Raw genomic sequence first — 21652 nt, 5'->3', positions numbered from 1 at the left:
GCTCAATGCGCGCCCTCCATGGCCAGGCCCAGGGCGTCGGATGTCGCGCGGCACCGGGCGGCGTAGTCGGCCGAGGTCCGGAAATCCTCGGTGCGGGGATAGGGCTCGTCGACGTTCAGCTCGGCGATGACCCGGCCCGGACGGGCGGCCATCACCACGATGCGGTCCGAAAGAAACACGCTCTCGAACACCGAATGAGTCACGAAGATCACCGTGCAGTTCAGCTTGGCCCGCATCGCCAGCAGGTCGTTGTTGAGCTTGAAGCGGGTGATCTCGTCAAGCGCGGCGAAGGGCTCGTCCATCAGGATCAGGCGGGGCTTGGTGACCATCGCCCGCGCGATGGAGACGCGCATCTTCATGCCGCCCGACAGCTCGCGCGGATAGGCGCCGCCGAAGCCGGACAGGCCCACGGTGGCGAGCGCGTCGTCGATGTCGGCCTTGCACGCCGCGAACTTGCGGCCCTTGAGGCGCAGCGGCAGCCAGACGTTCTGCTCCACCGTCGCCCAGGGCATCAGGGTGGGTTCCTGGAACACCACGCCGAGGCCGCCGTCGTCGGGGCCGGCCCCCTGCCCCTGCCATTCGATCTTGCCGGCGGTGGGGTGCATCAGGCCGGCGATCAGGCGCAGGGCCGTGGACTTGCCGCAGCCCGACGGGCCGAGCAGGGACATGAAGTCGCCCTGGCGCACGTCCAGCGACATGCCGCGCAGCGCGATCACGTCGCCGCCGAACACCTTGGTGACATTGCGGATCGAGAGGACGGAGGGACGGGCGGCGCGTGCGGCCGCGGCATCCGAGAGGGGCGCGGCGGGTTGCCCCGCCGCCGCCCCCGCAGTCGAAACCGGATCGGTCACTCGACCAGCTTCTTCTTCGTCTCCAGCGCCGCCCCGGTATTGGAGAATTCGGTGGTGTAGACCATGCCGAGGTCCAGCCCCGGCTCGACCACCCCGGCCGCGACCATCTTGTCGTAGAAGTCCTGCATGCGCGCGTCGGTCATGGCGCCGATGCCCAGGGTTTCGGACTCGCCCGAATCGACGATGCCGTACTCCTTCATCGCCTGGATGGAGAAGGCGATCTGCTCATCCGACATGTCGGTGTTGTGCTTCTGGATCAGCGCATTGCCGGCCGAGGGATCGCCGTAGAGGTAGTTGGCCCAGCCGATCGAGGAGCCTTCGACAAAGCACTTCACCGCTTCGGGCTTGGCGTCGATGGTGGCCTGCATCGTCTCCACCGTGGTGGCGTAGGTCGAGAAGCCCTGGTCGGCCAGCACGTAGACGTCGGGCTTGAAGCCGCCCTCGTTCTCCACCGCGAACGGCTCGGAGGTGACGTAGCCCTGCTGCCCCGAGGCCTTGTCGGCGATGAAGGGCGCGGGGTTGAAGGTGTAGGGTTTGCGCTGCTCGGCCTTGAATCCGTAGGCGGTGATCATCCACTGGTAGAACGACTGGTAGCCGTTGTCGCCGAGGAACAGCGTCTTGAGATTCTTGAGATCCTCAAACGACTTGGCGGCGCCGGGATGGGTCAGGATGACCTGCGGCTCTTTCTGGAAATGGGCCGCGACGACCTTGAGCGGAATGCCCTCCTTCACCGCGGAGAAGGCCTGGAGCATGTTGCCGCCCATGGAGAAGTCGATCTTGCCGGCCAGCATCAGCGCGCGGTTGTTCACCTGCGGCCCGCCGGGGACGATCTCGACCTCGAGCCCGCAGGCCTCGTAGGTGCCGTCGGCGACGGCCTGATAATAGCCGCCATGCTCGGCCTCGGCGACCCAGTTGGTCCCGAACTTCACCTTTTCGAGCGCATGGGCGGGAGCGGCGAGCGCCGCGGCGGAGACGCAGGCGACAAGCGCCGCGCGAAGTGTGGTGGAGGTCATGGCCATCTCCCTCTTTGTTCGGCGCCCGGAGTGTGGCGAGGCTTGGGCGGAGGCGCCAGAGGACATTTCGCGGCTGCGGAATATTTGCCTCGGGCGCCCGGTTCGCAGGCGCCGCAGCCCCCTCGGAGGGGCGGTCTGGCGCGAAAACCAGCGCCTCTCATTCGCGTGAATGGGGTCGGAACGGGCGGGACTGTTTCGCGATTCCCCCGTCCCGGGGGCAGGAGTCAGGCCGGAAGAGCGTCGCGCGGCGGCCGCCCCAGCGCGACGGCGATCTGAACCACGCCGGCCACCAGCCCCAGCGACACGCCGATCTTCACCGCGAGGTCGTAATCGCCGAAATGGTCGAACACCAGCCCGCCGCCGATGGCGCCCAGAAAACTGCCCATCTGGTGCCAGCAGAAGGTCATGCCCTGCAGCATCGCCTGCCAGCGCAGACCGAAGGTCTCGGCCACCGACCCCGCGATCAACGGGCCGACGCCCAGCCACAGGAACCCCATCATCGCGGCGAAGATCACCGTGACCTCGGGCGTCGGCAGCCGGGTGAAGAACCAGGCGAGCACCAGCGAGCGGCAGAGATAGATGCAGCCGAGCAGCGCCTGCTTGGACCACCGCCCCCCCGCCCAGCCGAAGAACAGCGACCCCGCGACGTTCATGCCCCCGATCACCCCCAGCGCGGTGGCGGCGAGCATCGGGTCGGCCCCGCAGAGCGCGAGGTAGGAGGGCAGATGCGTGGTCAGAAAGATCAGCTGCATGCCGCAGACGAAATAGGCCGAGCTCATCACCAGGAAATTCAGGTTGCCCAGCGCCATGCCGAGCGCGCCGCGCGCGCTGAGCCCGTCGGCGCTGTCGGCCATGCGCGGCGGGGGCGGCAGGCGGTCGACCCGGCCGGCCGACCAGGCCGCCGGCGCGATCAGCAGCGCCATCAGGAAGAACACGCCCAGGCTCGCCCGCCAGTCCCATGCCTGCATCACCGCCTGGCCGAGCGGCGCCGCGATCAGCGCGCCCAGCGACCCCGCCGCCGACACCGCGCCGAGCGAGATCGAGCGGACCGAAGCCGGCACCGACCGCGCGGTGACCGCCATCGCCATGGCGGTGGAGGCGCAGGCCATGCCGAAGCCCACCATCAGCCCTGCGCCCAGCAGCACCGACCACATGCCATGCGCCATGCCCAGCACGCCCATGCCGCCGGCATAGACCAGCGCGCCCGCGACCATCACCGGCCGGAAGCCGGTGCGGGTGGCGAGCCCGCCGACCAGCGGCTGGAACACCCCCCAGGCGAGGTTCTGCACGGAGATCGCGATGGTGAACTGGGTCACGGTGATGCCGATGTCCGCGGTCATCGCCGGGATGAACAGCCCGAGGCTCTGGCGCAGGCCCATGGTCAGCGACAGCATCATCGCCGAGCCGATCAGGATGGGCAGCACCGCCCGCATCTCCGGCCGCATCGCCATGGTCCGCAACTCCTCCGCGGCCGGTTACGAAGCGGAACCGGGACGGGTCTTGATGGCATGATCTAATAAGGCAGGCAAACGGTTTCCCGCCGCATCCCGGGGGCTTCCCTCCGCCGGCGCGGCAGGGCATCGTCGCGCCGCAACATAGCGAGGGAACACGCGCGCATGACCATCGAGAGGCATTTTTCCGGCGGCCCGTGGGAAGAGAAGGCGGCCTATTGCCGGGTCGCGGTCGCGGGCGGCTGGGTGCATGTGGCCGGCACCACCGGCGCCGATCCGGCGACCGGCGAGATGCCCGACGACGTGCTGACCCAGTGCCGCAACACGCTCACCAAGATCGAGGCGGCGCTGGCCCAGGCCGGGTCGAGCTTCGCGGACGCGGTGCGGGTGCACTACATCCTGCCGAACGCGGCGGATTTCGAAACCTGCTTCCCCGCCCTGCGCGAGGCCTTCGGCGACGCCCCGCCGGCCGCGACGATGATCGAGGCCGGCCTGATCGCGCCCGCGATGAAGATCGAGATCGAGCTGACCTGCTTCAAGGGCTGACCTCTCGGGGTTCGGCGCCCGCCCGCCCCTGCCCGGGGCGGGCTCAGCCGCAGGCCTCCCGGCCCCAGGTCTCGCGGTCCCGGTCCCAGCAATAGCCGGCCGCGGCCATCGCGTCCTCGATGGCGAAAAGCGGGGCGATGACCGTGGCGGGACCCGGGCGGCAGACGAGAGACGCCTTCAGCGCCTCGCCCCGCCACACGTTCACCCCGCCCTCCAGCGGCGCGTCCGGCTCCATGCGGTCGAGGCTCTGCCAGACCTCGTAGCTGTAATCCCCGTTGCGGAAGGCGACCGAGCCCCAGATCGCCCGCCCGACCCCGTTCCAGGGCCGCGCGGTTCCGGCGGAGAACGGCGCGCGCAGGCTCAGCTCGGGCGCGTCGGCCGGGCCGAAGGCGTAGGTGAAGGCGCCCCCGCCCATGTCCTCGCCCGCCGGGTCGCCCGTCTCGATGCAGACTTCCAGATGCCGGCCCCCGTCCACCTCGCAGGACACAAGGACCTGATCCGGACAGGCCGCGTGCAGGGGCGCCGCGGGCAGCAGCAGCGCGAGGATCAGACGGCGCATGAGGCGTTCTCCAACGAAAAGGAGCCGCCCCGACGGGCGGCTCCGGTCTTTTCAGGCCGAGACGCGGCTCAGAGCTTGGATTCAAGCTCCGGCAGCACGTCGAACAGGTCCGCGACCAGGCCGTAATCGGCGACCTGGAAGATCGGCGCCTCTTCGTCCTTGTTGATCGCGACGATGACCTTCGAGTCCTTCATCCCGGCGAGATGCTGGATCGCGCCCGAGATGCCGACGGCGATGTAGAGTTCCGGCGCCACGACCTTGCCGGTCTGACCGACCTGCCAGTCGTTGGGGGCGTAGCCCGAGTCCACCGCGGCGCGCGAGGCGCCGACGGCGGCGCCGAGCTTGTCGGCCACCTTCTCGATCAGCGCGAAGTTCTCCTTCGAGGCGAGCGCGCGCCCGCCGGAGACGATCCGCTTGGCCGAGGTCAGGTCAGGCCGGTCGGACGCGGCGATCTTGTCCTCGACCCACTCGGACAGGCCCGGGTTCTCGGCGGCGGAGATGGTCTCCACCGAGGCCGAACCGCCTTCGCCCGCCGCTTCGAAGTTGGCGGTGCGCACCGTCAGAACCTTCTTCGCGTCGGAGGTCTTCACGGTCTGGATGGCGTTGCCGGCATAGACCGGACGCTCGAACGTGTCGGACCCGCCCACGGCGGAGATGTCGGAGATGACCATCACGTCCAGCAGCGCCGCGACGCGCGGCATCAGGTTCTTGCCGGCCATGGTGGCGGGGGCCACGAAGTGCTCGTAATCCCCGGCGATGGAAACGATCAGCGCGGCGATCGGCTCGGCCAGGTTGTGCCCCAGCGCCGCATCGTCGGCGCACAGCACCTTGGTCACGCCGTCGAGCTTGGCGGCGGCCTCGGCGGCCCCCGCGCAACCTTCGGAGGCGCAGAGCACGGTGACGTCGCCCAGCTTCTTGGCGGCGGAGAGCGCCTTGGCGGTCGCGTCGACGACCAGCTCGCCCGAGGCGATTTCGGCGATCAGCAGAACAGCCATTACAGAACCCCCGCTTCGTTCTTCAGCTTGGAGATCAGCTCGTCGACATCGGCGACCTTGACCCCGGCGGAACGGCCCTTGGGCTCGGCGGTGGAGACCACCGTCAGGCGCGGCGCGACGTCGACCCCGTAATCGGCGGCGGTCTTCGCGTCGAGCGGCTTCTTCTTCGCCTTCATGATGTTGGGCAGCGAGGCGTAGCGCGGCTCGTTCAGGCGAAGGTCGGCGGTGACGATCGCCGGCATCTTCAGCTTGAGCGTCTGCATGCCGCCGTCGACCTCACGGGTGACGGTGGCGCTGTCGCCCTCGATGGTCAGCTCGGCCGCGTTGGTGGCCTGGCCCCAGCCCATCAGCGCCGCCAGCATCTGGCCGGTGGCGTTCATGTCGTTGTCGATGGCCTGCTTGCCGAGGATGACCAGCCCGGGCTGCTCCTCGTCGATCACGGCCTTGAGCAGCTTGGCGACGGCCAGCGGCTCGATATCCGTGTGCACATCGTCGGACGCCTCGATCAGGATCGCGCGGTCGGCGCCCATGGCGAGCGCGGTCCGCAGGGTTTCCTGCGACTGCTTCACGCCGATGGAGACGACGACGATCTCTTCGACCACGCCTTTTTCGCGCAGGCGGATCGCCTCTTCGACGGCGATTTCGTCGAAGGGGTTCATCGACATCTTGACGTTCGCGAGATCGACGCCGCTTCCGTCCGCCTTCACGCGGACCTTCACGTTGTAGTCGATCACGCGCTTGACGGGCACGAGCACCTTCATTGCGCGTTTCTCCTCCTGATTGCTCCGCGAGGCCTCGGCCGCGCGGCGGTCGTCGTCTGGCTACACCGACCTTGACCCTTATGGTAGGGGCAAAGCGGCGGGAAACCAGCCGGGGCGGGCCGCGCGGGACGCGCAGGCCCTTTCAATCCGGGGGTTTCGCTAACATACGGAACGGTATGCAGGCGCCGGACACGCGGTCGCAGAGCCTGGCCTCGCAAGCAAGAATCGGTCGCGGCCAGGAGAGGGCGCGCAATTCCGTGACCGTCCCGCCCGCGTCCCGGCCGTCAGTCGCCGCGCTTCGCCAGCCAGGCGCGCAGGAAGGCGATCTCGGCCTCCTGCGCCGCGATCACCTCCTCGGCGAACGCCCGGATCTCGGGGTCGGCCCCGTGGGCGAGCACGATGCGCGCCATATCCACCGCGCCCTGGTGATGGGGGATCATCGACCGGGCGAAGTCCACGTCGACATCGCCCGACGGCGCCAGGTTCATCTCGTCATGCATCCGGGCGTTGACCTCCGACATCATCGAGACCGCGTCGCGCCCGCCCATGCCATGGCCGCTGGTCATGTGGCCGCCCGTCGCGTGGTCGCCCGTGCCGTGCCCGGAAGTCATTCCCGCGCCTGCGGCGTCTGCGGCGCCCCGGGTCGTCATCGGGGTCGTGGTCTGAGCGAAAACCCCGGCGGCGTCCAGCAGCGAGGCCAGGGCGAGGGCCGATCCGATCGCGCGCATGTTCATGTCACGTCTCCATCCCGAGAATTCGAGACGGAGACGTTGCCGACATTCCCCCCGCAGGAAGGCAACACACGCTGTCGAGAGCCGACGCTCAGCGGTTGGCGCCGGGAACCCACAGCACGTCGCGCGCGCCATTGCCGTTGGCGACGCGCGACGCCACGAAGAACCAGTCCGACAGCCGGTTGAGATAGGTGGCGGACGGCGGGTTGATCGCCTCGACCTCGGCCAGCGCCACGGTCAGACGCTCGGCCCGGCGGCTCACGGTCCGGCACAGGTGCAGATGGGCCGCGAGCGCCGAGCCCCCGGGCAGCACGAAGCTGCGCAAGGGCGCGAGATCGGCGTTCATCGCGTCGATCTCCGCCTCCAGCCGGTCCACCTGGGCGGCGGTCATGCGCAGAACGGCGTATTTCGCCTCCCCATCCTTCTCGGGCGCCGGACGGCAGAGGTCGGCGCCGAGGTCGAAAAGGTCGTTCTGGATGCGGGCCAGAGCCTCATCCAGCGCCCCCTCCGCATGCAGGCGCGCGAGGCCGACGGTGGCGTTGGTCTCGTCCACGGTGCCGTAGGCCTCGACCCTGAGGGCCTGCTTGGGCACGCGGGTCCCGTCGCCGAGCGCGGTGGTCCCCTTGTCTCCGGTGCGCGTGTAGATGCGATTGAGCACGACCATGTCGGACCCTCCCCCCTTGGATGCGGCGTCGATCAGTGGCCCGAGCGCGAGGCCCAGACCGCGAGCAGGATCACCACCACGGCGGCGGCCTGGGCGATGATGCGCAGCCGCATGATCTTGTTGGCGTATTTTCGGTTGAAGTCGCCGCCGCGGGCGAAGGCGCCCACGCCGAACAGCAGGACGCCCAGCACGCCGAAACAGGCGATGAGCGCGACGATCAGCAATGTATGGGACATGGAACGGATCCTTTCCTGACGCCTCTAGATAGCGCATTCCCCGCGTCGCGCCACCGCGTCCTGTCGGCGCGCGGCTTTCGTGGGGGCGCCCCGGCGCCGCAGCGTCAGTGATCCCCGCCGAACAGCAGGTCCACGCCGCGCGTCGGCAGCAGCCGCACCGCCGCCGCCGCGATCCAGGTCGGCGTGGTCACGAAATAGCGCGGCCGCGGGCGGCGGGCGGTCAGCGCGTGATGGAGGCGGCGGGTCACCGCCTCGGGCCGCAGTTCGAACCGGTCGAGCGTCTCGGTCTCGGGCGCTTCCAGCCGCGGCAGGATCTTCTCGGCCCAGGCCCGCCCCCAGGCGGAGCCGGAGCGGTCGACCATCGCCTCCATCCGCGCCCGGGCGTTGCGCCGGAACGCGGTCTTGATCGGGCCGGGCTCGATCAGGATCACATGCACCCGCGGGCCCGGCGCCTCGGGGGCGGCGCATTCGCGGCGCAGGCAGTCGGTCAGCCCCTCCAGCGCGAATTTGGTGGCGTTGTAGGGGCCGCGATAGCGCAGCGACACCAGCCCCAGCACCGAGGAGCAGTTGACCACCCGCCCCGCCCCCGACGCGCGCAGCGCCGGCAGCAGGCGGCGGGTCAGGTCATGCCAGCCGAGGAAATTGGCCTCGAAGATCTCGCGCATCGCGCCGCGGGTCACATCCTCCAGCGGCGCGGGGATGGCGTAGGCGCCGTTGTTGAAGAGCGCGTCCAGCGACCCGCCGGCCCGGCGCAGGGTCTCCGCCGCGGCCTGCGCCACGCTCGCCTCGTCGGCGTAATCGAGGGGGAAGCTCTCCAGCCCCTCCGCCTCCAGCCGGTCGCAATCGGCCTGGCGGCGGCAGGTGGCGAACACCCGCCAGCCGGCGCGGTGCAGGCTGCGCGCCGCATCGAGCCCGATGCCGCTGGCGCAGCCGGTGATGAGAATGGTTTTCCGTCGCAACGCGAGTCATCCTGAATGATTGAAGTTCAAAACCTTCCTGCGAGGGAACGTATCACGGTCCGCGGTCGCGGCGAGGCCGCCCCCATGCGGCGCGATGCCCTGCCGCCCGGCGCGCCGCCAATTCGCGACACCGGGCTGCTGGACGGGACCGGATGGCGAGGCTAAACGGAGAACATGGCCGATATCCCCGACGACGACCTGCCCGACCTCCCCTCCGGGGGCGCGATCACCGCCGAGCCGCTGCGACGCGCGCTGGGCGACCGCTATTTGCAATACGCGCTGTCGACGATCATGCACCGCGCCCTGCCCGACGCGCGCGACGGGCTGAAGCCCGTGCATCGGCGGCTGATGTGGGCGATGCGGCTCTTGCGGCTCGACCCCAACCAGGGGTTCAAGAAGTCGGCCCGCGTGGTCGGCGACGTGATCGGCAAATACCATCCGCATGGCGACCAGTCGGTCTATGACGCGCTGGTCCGGCTCGCCCAGGGGTTCGCGGTCCGCTATCCGCTGATCAACGGCCAGGGCAATTTCGGCAATATCGACGGCGATAACGCCGCGGCCATGCGCTACACCGAATCCAAGCTCACCGCCGTCGCCGCCGCGATGATGGAGGGGCTGGACGAAGACGCCGTCGACATGCGCGCCACTTACGATGGCGAGGAAGAAGAGCCCATCGTCCTGCCGGGCGCCTTCCCCAACCTGCTCGCCAACGGCGCGGCGGGGATCGCGGTGGGCATGGCGACCTCGATCCCGCCGCATAACGCAGGCGAAGTGGCCTCGGCCGCGCTGCACCTCATCAAACACCCCGATGCGCGCACCGCAACGCTGCTCGAGAAAATGCCGGGGCCGGATTTTCCGACCGGCGGGGTGATGATCGAGCCCGCGTCCTCCATCCTCGAATCCTACGAGACCGGGCGCGGCTCCTTCCGCCTGCGCGCGCGTTGGTTCATCGAGGATACCGGCCGCGGCACCTGGCGCATCGTGGTCGACGAGATCCCCTACCAGGTCCCCAAATCACGGCTGATCGAGAAGATCGCCGAGCTGATCAACGCCCGCCGCATTCCGATCCTCGCCGATGTGCGCGACGAGAGCGCCGAGGACGTGCGCATCGTGCTCGAGCCCCGCTCGCGCAATGTGGAACCCGCGGTGCTGATGGAGACCCTCTTCCGCCAGACCGACCTCGAAACCCGCTTCCCGCTCAACATGAACGTGCTGATCGACGGGAAGATCCCCAAGGTGTGCGGGCTGCGCGAGGTGCTGCGCGCCTTCCTCGACCACCGGCGCGAGGTGCTTCAGCGCCGCTCCGCCTTCCGGCTGGAGAAGATCGAGCGGCGGCTGGAGGTGCTGGGCGGCTACATCATCGCCTTCCTCAACCTCGACCGGGTGATCGAGATCATCCGCAACGACGACGACCCCAAGGCCAGCCTGATGGCGGAGGATTGGGGGAAATACGGCACGCTGACCCCCGCCATGGGCGAATTCGGCTTCGGCGAGGGCGCGGGCGTCTACCTCTCGGACGTGCAGGCCGAGGCGGTGCTGAACATGCGCCTGCGCTCGCTGCGCCGGCTGGAGGAGATGGAGATCCGCAACGAGCGCGACGCGCTCGCCGAAGAGCATGTCCGCCTCTCGGCCCTGCTGCAGGACGAGGGCGCGCAATGGGACCGGATCTCGGACGAACTGCGCGAAGTGCGCGCCACCTTCGGCGCGCCCCGCGGCTTCGTCGGCGCGCTGACGCCCGAACAGATCGACCCGCTGAAGGCCGCGAACGACCCCTACCCGCTGGGCGCGCGCCGCACCGCGATGACCGCCGCCCCCACGGTGCAGGAGATGCCGCCCGAAGCGATGATCGAGCGGGAGCCGATCACCGTGGTCTGCTCGGTGATGGGCTGGATCCGGGCGCTGAAAGGGCATGTGGCGCTCGATGCCGAACAGAAGTTCAAGGACGGCGACGGCCCCCGCTTCGCCTTCCACGCGGAGACGACGGACAGGATCCTGCTGTTCTCGTCCTCCGGCCGGTTCTTCACGCTGGGCGCCGACAAGCTGCCCGGCGGGCGCGGCATGGGCGAGCCGGTGCGGCTGATGATCGACCTGCCCAACGAGGACGACGTGGTGGCGCTCTTCCCCCACAAACCCGGGGCGAAGCGGCTGCTGGCCTCGTCCATCGGCGACGGCTTCCTGCTGAACGAGGCGGAGGCCATCGCCCAGACCCGGTCCGGCAAGCAGGCGCTGAACGTGAAGGCGCCGGGCAAGGCCGTGGTCTGCGCGCCCATCGAGGGCGACGCGGTGGCGGTGGTCGGCGAGAACCGCAAGGTGCTGGTGTTCCCGCTGGAGCAGCTCCCCGAGATGACCCGCGGCAAGGGCGTGCGGCTGCAGAAATACAAGGATGGCGGGCTGTCGGACGCGCGGGTGTTCGACCGCGCCCGCGGCCTGCAATGGCTCGACCGCGGCGGACGCACCCGCACCGTGCTGGGCGAGGAGCTGGCCGAATATTCCGGCGACCGGGCCAGCGCCGGACGGATGGCGCCGCGCGGCTTCCCGCAGGACAACAAGTTCAACTAGGGTGGGGGTCCCTGGCCCTCACCTGAAAGGCGCGCGATGTCTCGGCATATCCTGATCACCGGCGGGTCCCGCGGCATCGGCGCCGCCACCGCCGTCGCCTGCGCTGCGCGCGGCTGGAACGTGACCGTCAACTACGCCTCGGACGAGGCCGCCGCATCCGCCACCGTCGCGGTGCTGGAGGCGGCGGGCGTCCGCGCCCAGGCGATCCGGGGCGACATGTCGAAGGCGGCCGAGATCGCGGCCCTTTGGGATGCGGCGGAGGCCGGGCTCGGCCCCGTCGACGGGCTGGTCAACAACGCCGGGATCGTCGGCCCCGCCATGCCGCTCGCCGACATGGAGCCGGAGCGGATCGCCCGGCTGATCGAGCTCAACGTCACCGGCGCCATCCTGGTGGCGCGCGAGGGCGCGCGGCGGATGCCGGTGTCGCGCGGCGGCCAGGGGGGCGGGATCGTGAACATCTCGTCCGCCGCCGCCCGGCTGGGCTCGGCCAACACCTTCGTGGACTACGCCGCCTCCAAGGGGGCCATCGACACGCTGACCATCGGCCTCGCGCAGGAACTCGCGCCGCTCGGCGTGCGGGTCAACGCGGTGCGGCCGGGCATCGTGGCGACGGAGATCCACAAGACCTCCCACGGCAATCTCGACCGGTTGGCGGACAGCGCGCCGATGATCCCGCTGCGCCGGGTGGGCGAGCCGCAGGAGATCGCGGAAGCGGTGTGCTGGCTGCTGTCGGACGCGTCCTCCTACGCCACCGGCGCCCTGCTGGACGTCGCCGGCGGCCGTTGACGCAAGCGGGGGCGCGGGCGCGGCAGGAGGCTGGGCGGGGCATCGTGCGGCGGATGTCGGACGAGGCGAGCTATGTCTCGGGCGCGTTGGCGGACGTGGCCGGGGGGCCGGCAGTCGTCGTCGCCTCCGGCCCGCCAGACCGCCACCCTGCGCCGGGGGCGGCGCGCCGACGCCGCCCCCGGCGGAACCTTACTTGTAAACGGCGGGCCGGCCTTCGACGCCGGCGTTCACGGCCTCGATGTTGTGGGGCTTGCCGATCAGGTCCTTCTGCAGCCGGCTCTCGGCCAGCAGGGCCGGCAGGGCGCCAGGCTCTTCATCCGAAAGGTTGAGCAGTTCCTTGGCCGCGCGCATCGCGGTCGGGCTTTTGGAGGCGATCTCGCGGGCCAGTTCGCGGGCGCGGGCGAGAGGGTCGTCGGCGATCTCGGTGACGAAGCCGTATTCCAGCGCCTTGTCGGTCTCGAAGATCTCGGCGGTGTAGGTCAGCTTGCGGATCACGTCGCCGCGGGCCAGCGTGCGCATCACCGCCATGCCGCCCATGTCGGGCACCAGCCCCCATTTCAGCTCCATCACCGAGAATTTCGTCCCCGGCGCCGCGATCCGGATATCCGGCCCGAGCGCGATCTGGAACCCGCCGCCCAATGCAAAACCGTGCAGCGCGCCGATCACCGGAACGCCGAGTTCCCGCCAGCCCCAGCAGCAGTTCTGCGCCACATTGGCCGGGCCATGGGTGCGATCCATGATGTCCATGCCGAGCGAGCCGCGCCCTTCGGTCTTCATCCGCTGGAACCCCGACTTGTCGAGGCCCGAGCAGAACGCCCGCCCCTCGCCCTTCAGCACCACGGCGCGCAGGCCCGCCATGCCGGCCAGAACCTCATGCGCGTCGGCGATGGCGCGCATCAGCTCGGGCGTGATGGCGTTGAGCCGGTCGGGGCGGTTGAGCGAGACCTCGCAGACCCCGTCGACGAGGTCGGAGATCATGACGATCGGGGCTTCGGTCGCGTCGGCGGCGGCGGCGGTCTGGGTGGACATCGGGGTCTCCTCCTGTGGCGGCCGCGTCTGGCGGCGGGCGCGTCGGGGCGCAGAATGGACGCGCGGACGGCGGCGGGCAAGCCCGTGCGAACCGCCCTGCGGAACCGGCGCGGCGGAAGCCGCTCAGCGCCGGGCGAGCACGTCGGCGTAGACCTGCAGGGTGGCGCGCTGCATCGCGTCGGTCGAGAAGCGCTGCAACACCCGGGCGCGGCCGGCCATCGACATATGCTCCAGCTGCGACGGGTCGAGAGACAGCGCCCGGTTCACCGCCGCGGCCAGCGCATCGGCGTCGCCGGGGGGATAGCGCCAGCCGGTGCGGCCTTCGTCCACCGTCTCCCGCGCGCCGCCATGATCGGTGGCGATCACCGGGCGGCCCATGGCCTGCGCCTCCACCGCCACGCGGCCGAAGGCTTCGGGCTCCATCGAGGCGGAGACCACGACCGAGGCGAGCTTCAGCGCCGCCGCCATGTCGTCGCAATGCCCCGCCAGCGCGCAGCAGCCGGTCAGGCCCTGGGCGCGGATCCGCTCGGCCAATTCCCGTCCGTAGCTGCTTTCGGGATCGTCGCCGACCATGAGGAACACGAAATCCTCGGCCCCGCGCAGGTCGCGCAGCCTGGCCGCGGCATCGATGAAATGGGTCTGGCCCTTCCAGCGGGTGAGCCGGCCGGGCAGCATCGCCACCGGGCGGGGATCGTCGGCCAACCCCCAGCGTTCGGCGAGCTCGACCGAGCGCCCGGCCTGGATCTCGTGCGGATCGAACTGAGCGAGGTCGGCGCCCCGCGGGATCACCACCACCTCGGCCTCGGGGTGGCGGGCGCGGATCTTCCCGGCGATGAATTCCGACACCGCGATGGTGGGATGGCCGCGCGCCATGATGCCGTTCCAGAAGCGCTTGCCCGGGAAGTTCTCCCGATAATCGCCGTGCCAGGTGGTGACGAAGGGCACGCCCGCGCGCCGCGCGGCGAGCCAGCCGGCCCAGGCGGGCGCGCGGGAACGGGCGTGGACGATGTCCACCCGCTCGTCCTTCAGGATCCGTTCCAGCGCTGTGGCGTTGCGGCGGATGGCAAGCGGGGATTTCGACCCGATCTCGAGCCGCAGGAGCCGGCCGCCGGCGCGCTCCAGCGCCCGCTCCATCCGACCGCCGCGCGACGCGACCAGGGGGGTCGCGCCTTCGCGGGTCAGGGCCTGGGCGATTTCGATGGTGCCGCGCTCGACCCCGCCTGATTCGAGGGCGGGGGTCAGCTGCAGGACCACCGGACGTCCGCCGCCGAATCCCGCATGGCCGCCCGGCCCCGCCCCCGGCGCGACCGGAGCGGGCTGGACCTGCGCGCCGGGCGCGGTAGGGTCGCCCGCAAGACCCGAGGCTGCGGAGCGTGCGCTAACCATGACCCCAATCCCCCAAGGCGACGGCGCCGACGCGCCCGAGTTTCTGGCGACCGATGACGGTCGCCGCATCGCTTATCGCCGCAGCCGGGGCGCCGGCGCAACCGCGGCGGCGCGCGCGCGGCCCGGCGTGGTGTTTCTCGGCGGCTTCCGGTCCGACATGACCGGGACCAAGGCCAAGTTTCTGGAGGGGCTCTGCGCCGCGCGGGGCCTCGATTTCCTGCGCTTCGACTATACCGCGCACGGGGCCTCGTCGGGGGATTTCGAGACGGACGGGCGGATCGGGGCCTGGGCGCGCGACGCGCTCGATGCGCTCGACGCGCTGACCGAGGGGCCGCAGGTGCTGGTCGGCTCGTCCATGGGCGGCTGGATCTCGTTGCTCGCCGCCCGGGCGCGGCCGGACCGGGTGGCGGGGCTGATCGGCATCGCCGCCGCCCCCGATTTCACCGAGGACGGGTTCTGGGCCGGGTTTTCGGAGGCGCAGCGCGCGGAGATGATGGCGACGGGGCGGGTCGCCCTGCCTTCCGAATATTCCTACGAACCCTATGTGATCACGCGGCTTCTGGTCGAGGACGGCCGCAAGAACCTGGTGCTGCGCGCGCCCCTGCCCCTGCCCTTCCCGGTGCGCCTGCTTCAGGGCACGGCGGATGCGGACGTGCCGGTGGACTGGGCCTTGCGCCTGCTCGGCCATGCGACGAGCCCCGATCTGCGGCTGACTTTGGTCGACGGCGCCGACCACCGATTCTCCGAGCCGCGGGAGCTGGGGATCATCGAAGCGACGCTCGACGAGGTGCTCGCCGCCATCGCGGCGGGCTGAGATGACCGCACCTCAAGGAGTCGTCCTGCGCGACGCGGGGCCCGAGGACGGGCCGACGGTCTTCCTGCTGTTCGCCGCGCTCCAGGACCACGAGCGGGAGACGGAGCCGGACCGCCGCCCTGGCGCGGACTGCGCCGAGCATGTCTCCTGGCTGACCGACTGGGCCGCGCGCACGGGCTTCATCCTGCTGGCCGAGGACGAAGCCGGCACGCCCGTCGGCCTGCTGATCGCGGGGTTGGAGGACGAGGGCGCCTATGTGCCGGAGGCGACGCGGATCCGCGGCCATGTCTCCGATCTTTACGTGGCGCCCTCCGCCCGGCGGCGGGGCCTGGCGACGGCGCTGCTGGAGGAGGCGGAAGCGCGGATGCGGGCGCGCGGGGTGCGCAAGCTGACCATCGGCGCGCTGGCCGCGAACGCCCCGGCGCTGGCGCTCTATCGGCGCTGGGCCGGGCCGCCGGCCTCGGTCGAGTTCATCCGCGACCTTGCCGCCGAGATTCCGCCATCCGATTGAGCGACACTTCCCCCATGAGCCAATCGATTCGCGCCCTGCGCCCCGACGCGCCCCGCCTGTCCCCCAGCCTGAACGGTCGCCGCGGGCGCCGCCCCTTCATCGCGCTGTGCCTCGCAGCCCCCCTGCTCGCCGCCTGCGCCTCGGACGAGGACCGCATGGCGCGCGGCGGGTGGAGCGACGGGGGCGCCTGCGGCGGGGCCGACTGGAACGTCGCCGGCGTGGCCGACGCGATGGCCGGCGCCACGTCGGACGAAGGGCTGGCGCGCATCGCCGCCTGCCCGACGCTGACCGGCGCCGCGCGGGTGGCGGCGGAGGACGACTACCTCGCCGGCCATGACGAGGGCGTCGTGCGCTTCTGCACCTATGACAAGGGCGTCGAGTTGGGCCGCGCCCGGCGCTTGCCCGCGCTGAGCTGCCCCGCGCCGCTCGCCGCCGAGTTCGAGGCGGGGATGGCCCAGGGGCGGTCCCTGCCCGCGCAGGAGCCGGCCTCGGACGACAGCCGCGCCGCATCCTCCGACGACCGCTATGCGCCCCGGATCCGGCCCTATCTCTCGATCGGCTACGGCTCGGGCGGCTGGTCGGGGCTGGGCTGGGGCCTCGGCATCGGCTTCTGACGCGGGGCGCGGCGGCGCTTCAGTCCTCCGCCTCGCGGCGCGGCGCGCGGCCCCCCGCAGGGCGCGGACGGGCGGGCTTGGCGAGCCCCTCCAGCACCTCCAGCGGCGACAGGCTCTTCTCCTTCAGGCCCGACCGCGGCAGCGCGTAGACCCTTCGCGTCGCCTCCACCAGCACCGCGCCGCCGAGCCGCTGCGCATCGAGCCTGCGCCCCGCCGCCTCCCACAGCCGATGGGTGCGCAGCCAGTAGCGCCGGTGGCTGGGCGGCCCGTAAAGCGCCGCGGCGGCGTGATCGGGCGCGAGGTCATGGGTCTTCAGCGCCGCCTCCAGCTGGCTCGTCGAATAGGGCCGCCCGTAGCCGAAGGGCGTGGCGTCCGAGCGCGCCCACATGCCGGTGCGGTTCGGCGTGATGACGATGGCCCGGCCTTCGGGCGCGAGCACGCGGCGCATTTCCTCCAGCAGGGCCGAGGGGCGTTCCGAGTTCTCCAGCGCATGGGCCACGATGATCCGGTCGGCGGCGCCGGCGCGCAGCGGCCAGTGGGTCTCCTCCGACAGCACCGCCATGTTGGGGCCTTCGGGCGGCCAACGGCACACGCCCTGCGGTCCGGGCATCAGACAGACCACATGGGCCGCCTCCTTCAGGAAGGGGCGCAGCAGGGGGGCCGCGAACCCGAATCCCACCACCGTCTCGCCCGAGACGTCGGGCCAGAGCTTGCGGATCGCCTCCTGCAGGCTGCGCTGCGCGGCGCGGCCGAGAGGCGTGCGGTAGTAGAACCGTCGCAGGTCGATCACGTCGAGGTGCATGGGGCCTTATCCTCCGGGCGTCGATCTGTATGCTGCGCGCAACCGCCGGAAATGCAAGACGTGGAGAGAGCCCCCATGCCGCTCGAAGTCACCGTGATCCCCTGCCTCGACGATAACTACGGCTATCTGCTCCATGAGACGAGCGAAGATGTCTGGGCCGTGGTCGATGCGCCCGAGGCCGCCCCCCTGCGCGCCGCCATCGACAAGGCCGGGGGGAAGCTCGACCTGATCCTGATCACCCACCACCATGCCGACCACATCCAGGGCGTGGCCGAACTGGTCGAGGCCTATGGCGCGAAGACCGTCGGCCACGGCGCCGACGCCGCCCGCCTGCCCGCGCTCGACGTGATAGTGGCGGAGGGCGACATGGTGTCCGTCGGGGCGGAGGCCGCGCGGGTCGTCGACGTCTCCGGCCACACCATCGGTCACATCGCCTACGCTTTCGAGGGCGCCCAGAAAGCCTTCACCGCCGACAGCCTGATGGCGCTGGGCTGCGGGCGGGTGTTCGAGGGCACCTTCCTGCAGATGTGGGAGAGCCTGAAGAAGCTGATGGCGCTCGCGCCGGACACGCTGATCTATTCGGGCCACAACTACGGCGCCGCCAACGGCCGCTTCGCGCTGTCGATCGAGCCGGAGAGCGCGGCGCTCAAGGCCCGGATCGAGCGGATCGCCGCCGCCGACAAGGCCGGGTCGCCCATCGTGCCGGTGACGCTCGCCGAGGAATTCGCGACCAACCCCTTCCTGCGCGCCGGTTCGCCGGAGGTGAAGGCCTCGGTCGGGATGGCCGGCGCCGACGACGCGGCGGTCTTCGCCGAGGTCCGCAAGCGCAAGGACGATTTCTGAGCGTGGCGCGCGGCGGGCAGGCGCCCCGGGGGAAGCGAGTTCGTATCCCACCCGGACCCCGGGGCGCCCCTGCCTGCGGACTGCGCCGACGACGCCAACCCGCTCCGCGACGGCGCGGCGGTCCGCGACGCTTGGGCGAACATCCCGCCCCGGGACGATCCGCAAGAACGCCTTAGGCGTCAGTCCCCGGGTCTGTCGCCAGCGCAACTTCGTCAAGCGCCGCTTCGACGGATCAAGCCGTTCCGAGGCCACGCCCTCGGCGACCGGCCCGTCATGGGGGAAGCCGTGGGACCAGCGCCAGCGAGATGCTGCGCGCCTGCGCCTGGCGCGCGCCCCCCGGACGGGGCGATTTCGAAATCGCCGTCCTGAAAATGCCTCCCGGCCTACGGCGCCTCCAGCGCGCGGCTGAAAAAGCAATCGTCGCCGGCGAAACCCGGGCCCGTCGACGCCTCAGCGCCAGCGCCCGGTGCGGCTCCACCGCTCCATCCGTGCGGCGAGCATGCCGAGCGCCGCATGAAGGGCCACCGCGCCCAGCGCCAGCGCCACCAGGGCCGCGAACATCAGGTCGGTCTTGGCCCGGCCGTTGGCGAGCAGCATCAGGTAGCCGAGCCCCTTGGAGGCGCCGACCCATTCCCCGATCACCGCCCCGATCGGCGCGTAGACCGCCGCGAGCCTGAGGCCCGAGGCGAGGTCGGGCAGCCCCAGCGGCGCGCGCACCCGCCACAGGATCCGCCAGCGGCCGCCGCCCATGACCCGCGCGAGCTCGATCAGCGCCGGATCCGCCCGGCGCAGTCCGTCGAGAAAGGCGGAGGCGACGGGGAAGTAGATGATCAGCACCGTCACCAGGATCTTCGGCCAGATCCCGTAGCCCAGCCACAGGGTCAGCACCGGGGCCAGCGCGAAGATCGGCACGGCCTGCGAAAACACCAGCGCCGGCATCACCAGCCGGCGCGCGGGCTCCGACAGGCTCAGCCACACCGCCGTCGCCGCCCCGAAGCCTGCGCCGAGCGCGAGGCCCGCCAGCACCTCGGCCAGCGTGATCAGCGCGTGGTCGCCGATCAGCGAGGCGTTGGCCGCGAAAGCCTGCGCCACCCGCCAGGGCGAGGGCAGGATGAAGGCGGGCGCCCCCGACCCCCAGGCGATCAGCGCCCAGGCCCCGATCAGGATCGCGGCGATCAGGGCGCGGTCGCGGAGGCGGTCGCGCAGCCGCTCGCCCCGGGGGGAGGAGGTGGGGTCGGGGTTCACCCGGTCTCCTCGTCGAGCAGCAGGCGGGTGAGAAAAGCCTGCGTCTCCAGCGTGTCCGCGCCGGCGGGATCGCGGACGGGGGGCGAGGGCGGGACCGGCGCCTCGATCAGCCCGTCGCGGGTCAGCACCAGGATGCGATGGCCGAGGCGGGCGGCCTCGTGCGCGTCGTGGGTCACGTGCAGGACCGTGCGGCCGGCGAGCTCGGCGAAGGCCAGCGCCTGCATGGCGGCGCGGGTGCGCAGATCGAGGGCCGCGAAAGGCTCGTCCAGCAGGGCGACGGGCCGATCCTCGATCAGCGCGCGGGCGAGCGCCGCGCGCTGGCGCATGCCGCCCGACAGCATGTGCGGGGTCTTGTGGGCATGGGGGCCGAGGCCGACCCGCTCCAGCAATTCCGTCGCCCGCGCCCGGTCGGGCTCCTGCCCGCGCAGGCGGGCGCCCATGGCGAGATTGCCCTGCAGATCGAGCCACGGGGCCAGCAGGTCCGACTGCGCCATCCACGCGATGCGGCCGGAGAGAGGGAGCCCGTCATCGGCCGCCGCCTCGCCGTCGAAGCTCACCCCCTCGGCGAGGCCCGCGAAGAGCCGCAGGATGGTGGATTTGCCGACGCCGGAGCTGCCGAGCAGGCAGGTCCATTCCCCGGCGGCGACGCGCAGGTCGAGGTCGCGGAACAGCACCTGCGCCCCGAACCGCAGCGTGCCGGTCAGGCGCAGGCCCGGCGAGGGCGCCGGGGCGGGATCGGGGAGGCCGCCGGGGCCTTGCGCACGACGCATGGCGGGGCTCACTCCGCCGTCACGTCGACGACCAGCTTCGAGGCCGGCAGCGCCGCGTCGATCAGGCCGGCGGCGACCAGCCACGCCTCGAAATCCGCGTAGCGCCCCATCGACGCCGCGGCGGGGCGCAGGGCGAAGCGGGGATAGGTGTCGAACCAGGCCTTTTCGTTCAGCTCGTCGTTCAGTTCGGGGGCGGAGGCGGCGAAGATCTCCCAGGACTCGCGCGGGTGGTTGACGATGAACTGGGTGGCCCGCTCGGTCGCGCGCAGGAAGCGGGCGATTCTCGCGCGGTCCATGGTGTCGGGATTGGCGAGGTAGATCAGCTCGTCATAGGGGGGCAGCCCGTGCTCCTCGAGGAAGAAGCAGCGGCCGGGGCGACCCTCGATCTCCATCTGGTTGAGCTCGAAATTGCGGAAGGCGCCGATCACCGCGTCGACCTGGCCGGCCATCAGGGCGGGGGAGAGCGACCAGTTGACGTTGATCAGCTCGACATCGTCGAGGGTCAGCCCGGCTTCGGCGAGCATCGCCGACAGCAGCGCCTCCTCCACGCCCGCCACCGAATAGCCGATGCGCTTGCCCTTGAGCTCGGCGATGGTCTCGGCCCCGCCGTCCCGCAGGGTCAGCAGGCAGTTGAGCGGGGTGGCTATGAGCGTGCCGACGCGGACCAGCGGCAGTCCCTCATGGATCTGCAGGTGCAGCTGGGGCTGGTAGCCGATGGCGAGGTCGGCGCGGCCGGCCGCGGCCATCTTGGGCGGGTCGGCGGGGTCGGCGGGGGCGATGATCTCGACCTCGAGCCCCTCGACGGCGAACCAGCCTTTCTCCTGCGCGATGATCAGCGGGCCGTGGTCGGGGTTCACGAACCAGTCGAGCACCACGGACATGCGGTCGGCGGCGGAGGCCGCGCCGGGGAGGGCGAGGGCGATGGCGAGCGCGAGGGTGGCGGAGGCGAGGCGGCGCATGACGGGACCCTTCGTTCGGGGCCGCGCGGGCGAGGGCCCATACGCGGCGAGGCGGCGAGGCCGGGACATGCGGGAGAGAGCGGAAGGGAGGGGCGGCGCGCGGACGCGAAGGCGCCCGCGGCGGGCCGCCGCCGGATCCGTTCCCTTCGCCGGCATGACCCGGATCAGGTTCGACGGGTCGGCGCGAACACCTCTCAGCCCGGCTGGGCCCCCCGACGGATGCGCCGAGGTAACGCCGGGGCGGGCGCGATGTCAACGTCCGGGCGGGCGGCGGGGACGGGAGCCGCGCGACGACCCGGGCGCCCGGCCGCGCCGGGGCGCCCGCGCGGCGCGGGACCGGGGGCGCCGGGGGCGACGTCTCGGGGCGGGGAGGGTCTCGCGGAATTCCGGGGGCGAAGGCGCGGCATGACGGCGGGAGGCGCCGCGCCTGCGACGACCGAGGGCCGTGGCCGCGCTTCGCAGACCTGCCGCCTGGCCTGAGCTCGCTCCATGACCCGGCGAGTCTTCGGGCGGGTCAAGGCTCGCGAAGCGACCGCCGCAGGCGGCTCGGCCTTGACGCGACCGGAGA

Annotated in this window: 23 protein-coding genes and 1 riboswitch; of the genes, 7 read left to right on the top strand and 16 right to left on the bottom strand. The window is 71.4% G+C overall.

Features of this window, described 5'->3' with window-relative positions:
* Window positions 1-2 precede the first annotated feature (2 nt).
* From ACTB72_RS07965 to ACTB72_RS07955, 3 genes are all read right to left on the bottom strand, one after another.
* Entirely contained in the window at window positions 3-851 is an 849-nt protein-coding gene (locus ACTB72_RS07965; RefSeq protein WP_463036452.1) for an ABC transporter ATP-binding protein, read from the bottom strand.
* Complete coding sequence (locus ACTB72_RS07960) at window positions 848-1864, bottom strand: ABC transporter substrate-binding protein (RefSeq protein ID WP_463036451.1); 1017 nt, start codon at window positions 1862-1864, stop codon at window positions 848-850. Before ACTB72_RS07960 ends, ACTB72_RS07965 begins: the two co-directional genes overlap by 4 nt.
* A gap of 224 nt (window positions 1865-2088) precedes the next feature.
* The gene (locus ACTB72_RS07955) at window positions 2089-3315 is read right to left on the bottom strand and encodes an MFS transporter (protein WP_463036450.1); all 1227 of its coding nucleotides are present in this window, start codon (window positions 3313-3315) and stop codon (window positions 2089-2091) included.
* Window positions 3316-3480: 165 nt separating this feature from the next.
* Here ACTB72_RS07955 and ACTB72_RS07950 point away from each other — a divergent pair, with 165 nt between their 5' ends.
* On the top strand, window positions 3481-3861 hold the full coding sequence (locus tag ACTB72_RS07950; RefSeq protein ID WP_463036449.1) for a RidA family protein: 381 nt from the start codon (window positions 3481-3483) through the stop codon (window positions 3859-3861).
* Window positions 3862-3904: 43 nt separating this feature from the next.
* Here ACTB72_RS07950 and ACTB72_RS07945 read toward each other — a convergent pair whose 3' ends face one another.
* The 7 genes from ACTB72_RS07945 to ACTB72_RS07915 form a co-directional block, all read right to left on the bottom strand.
* Window positions 3905-4420 (bottom strand): hypothetical protein, encoded by a 516-nt coding sequence (locus tag ACTB72_RS07945; RefSeq protein ID WP_463036448.1) that lies wholly within the window; start codon window positions 4418-4420, stop codon window positions 3905-3907.
* A gap of 68 nt (window positions 4421-4488) precedes the next feature.
* Window positions 4489-5415 (bottom strand): electron transfer flavoprotein subunit alpha/FixB family protein, encoded by a 927-nt coding sequence (locus ACTB72_RS07940; protein ID WP_463036447.1) that lies wholly within the window; start codon window positions 5413-5415, stop codon window positions 4489-4491.
* On the bottom strand, window positions 5415-6176 hold the full coding sequence (locus tag ACTB72_RS07935; RefSeq protein ID WP_463036446.1) for an electron transfer flavoprotein subunit beta/FixA family protein: 762 nt from the start codon (window positions 6174-6176) through the stop codon (window positions 5415-5417). The genes ACTB72_RS07940 and ACTB72_RS07935 overlap by 1 nt, the downstream gene beginning before the upstream one ends.
* Window positions 6177-6460: 284 nt before the next feature.
* A complete protein-coding gene (gene copM / locus ACTB72_RS07930; RefSeq protein WP_463036445.1) occupies window positions 6461-6910 on the bottom strand; it encodes a CopM family metallochaperone in 450 nt (149 codons plus the stop codon).
* Window positions 6911-6998: 88 nt separating this feature from the next.
* Entirely contained in the window at window positions 6999-7571 is a 573-nt protein-coding gene (locus tag ACTB72_RS07925) for a cob(I)yrinic acid a,c-diamide adenosyltransferase (RefSeq protein WP_463036444.1), read from the bottom strand.
* 32 nt (window positions 7572-7603) lie between these two features.
* The gene (locus tag ACTB72_RS07920) at window positions 7604-7807 is read right to left on the bottom strand and encodes a twin transmembrane helix small protein (RefSeq protein ID WP_463036443.1); all 204 of its coding nucleotides are present in this window, start codon (window positions 7805-7807) and stop codon (window positions 7604-7606) included.
* A gap of 104 nt (window positions 7808-7911) precedes the next feature.
* Window positions 7912-8766, bottom strand: a complete 855-nt coding sequence (locus ACTB72_RS07915; protein WP_463036442.1) for an SDR family NAD(P)-dependent oxidoreductase — start codon at window positions 8764-8766, stop codon at window positions 7912-7914.
* A 174-nt stretch (window positions 8767-8940) separates the two neighbouring features.
* Between ACTB72_RS07915 and ACTB72_RS07910 the strand changes: the two genes are divergently transcribed.
* The gene (locus tag ACTB72_RS07910) at window positions 8941-11325 is read left to right on the top strand and encodes a DNA topoisomerase IV subunit A (RefSeq protein WP_463036441.1); all 2385 of its coding nucleotides are present in this window, start codon (window positions 8941-8943) and stop codon (window positions 11323-11325) included.
* Window positions 11326-11361: 36 nt separating this feature from the next.
* Window positions 11362-12111 carry an SDR family oxidoreductase gene (locus ACTB72_RS07905; protein ID WP_463036440.1) on the top strand — a complete coding sequence of 250 codons (750 nt, stop codon included), beginning with the start codon at window positions 11362-11364 and terminating at the stop codon, window positions 12109-12111.
* Window positions 12112-12300: 189 nt separating this feature from the next.
* On the opposite strand, the gene ACTB72_RS07900 is transcribed toward ACTB72_RS07905, so the two are convergent.
* Window positions 12301-13140, bottom strand: a complete 840-nt coding sequence (locus tag ACTB72_RS07900; protein ID WP_463036439.1) for a crotonase/enoyl-CoA hydratase family protein — start codon at window positions 13138-13140, stop codon at window positions 12301-12303.
* Window positions 13141-13263: 123 nt separating this feature from the next.
* Entirely contained in the window at window positions 13264-14526 is a 1263-nt protein-coding gene (locus ACTB72_RS07895; RefSeq protein ID WP_463036438.1) for a glycosyltransferase family 4 protein, read from the bottom strand.
* Here ACTB72_RS07895 and ACTB72_RS07890 point away from each other — a divergent pair.
* Genes ACTB72_RS07890 through ACTB72_RS07880 form a run of 3 tightly spaced genes read left to right on the top strand, consistent with a single transcriptional unit; the run spans window position 14525 to window position 16465 of the window.
* Window positions 14525-15340 (top strand): alpha/beta hydrolase, encoded by an 816-nt coding sequence (locus ACTB72_RS07890; protein WP_463036437.1) that lies wholly within the window; start codon window positions 14525-14527, stop codon window positions 15338-15340. The two genes, ACTB72_RS07895 and ACTB72_RS07890, sit on opposite strands and share 2 nt — an antisense overlap.
* A 1-nt stretch (window position 15341) precedes the next feature.
* On the top strand, window positions 15342-15851 hold the full coding sequence (locus tag ACTB72_RS07885; protein ID WP_463036436.1) for an N-acetyltransferase family protein: 510 nt from the start codon (window positions 15342-15344) through the stop codon (window positions 15849-15851).
* 14 nt (window positions 15852-15865) lie between these two features.
* Window positions 15866-16465, top strand: coding sequence for a DUF2799 domain-containing protein (locus ACTB72_RS07880; protein ID WP_463036435.1), 600 nt, complete (start codon window positions 15866-15868; stop codon window positions 16463-16465).
* 19 nt (window positions 16466-16484) lie between these two features.
* On the opposite strand, the gene ACTB72_RS07875 is transcribed toward ACTB72_RS07880, so the two are convergent.
* Window positions 16485-17267 carry a class I SAM-dependent methyltransferase gene (locus tag ACTB72_RS07875; protein WP_463036434.1) on the bottom strand — a complete coding sequence of 261 codons (783 nt, stop codon included), beginning with the start codon at window positions 17265-17267 and terminating at the stop codon, window positions 16485-16487.
* A gap of 75 nt (window positions 17268-17342) precedes the next feature.
* On the opposite strand from ACTB72_RS07875, the gene gloB reads away from it, so the two are divergent.
* The gene (gloB, locus tag ACTB72_RS07870) at window positions 17343-18110 is read left to right on the top strand and encodes a hydroxyacylglutathione hydrolase (RefSeq protein WP_463036433.1); all 768 of its coding nucleotides are present in this window, start codon (window positions 17343-17345) and stop codon (window positions 18108-18110) included.
* Between the two features lie 450 nt (window positions 18111-18560).
* On the opposite strand, the gene ACTB72_RS07865 is transcribed toward gloB, so the two are convergent.
* From ACTB72_RS07865 to ACTB72_RS07855, 3 genes are read right to left on the bottom strand one after another with little or no spacing between them, the layout of a single operon-like run.
* The gene (locus tag ACTB72_RS07865) at window positions 18561-19355 is read right to left on the bottom strand and encodes an ABC transporter permease (protein WP_463036432.1); all 795 of its coding nucleotides are present in this window, start codon (window positions 19353-19355) and stop codon (window positions 18561-18563) included.
* The gene (locus tag ACTB72_RS07860) at window positions 19352-20125 is read right to left on the bottom strand and encodes an ABC transporter ATP-binding protein (RefSeq protein ID WP_463036431.1); all 774 of its coding nucleotides are present in this window, start codon (window positions 20123-20125) and stop codon (window positions 19352-19354) included. The genes ACTB72_RS07865 and ACTB72_RS07860 overlap by 4 nt, the downstream gene beginning before the upstream one ends.
* 8 nt (window positions 20126-20133) lie before the next feature.
* Entirely contained in the window at window positions 20134-21084 is a 951-nt protein-coding gene (locus tag ACTB72_RS07855) for an ABC transporter substrate-binding protein (protein ID WP_463036430.1), read from the bottom strand.
* A gap of 124 nt (window positions 21085-21208) precedes the next feature.
* Window positions 21209-21309: riboswitch (TPP riboswitch) on the bottom strand.
* Window positions 21310-21652 lie beyond the last annotated feature (343 nt).

Source organism: Albimonas sp., from assembly GCF_055129145.1.
Note: the sequence above shows the minus strand (reverse complement) of the source record. Positions and strands in the feature narration are given on the sequence as shown.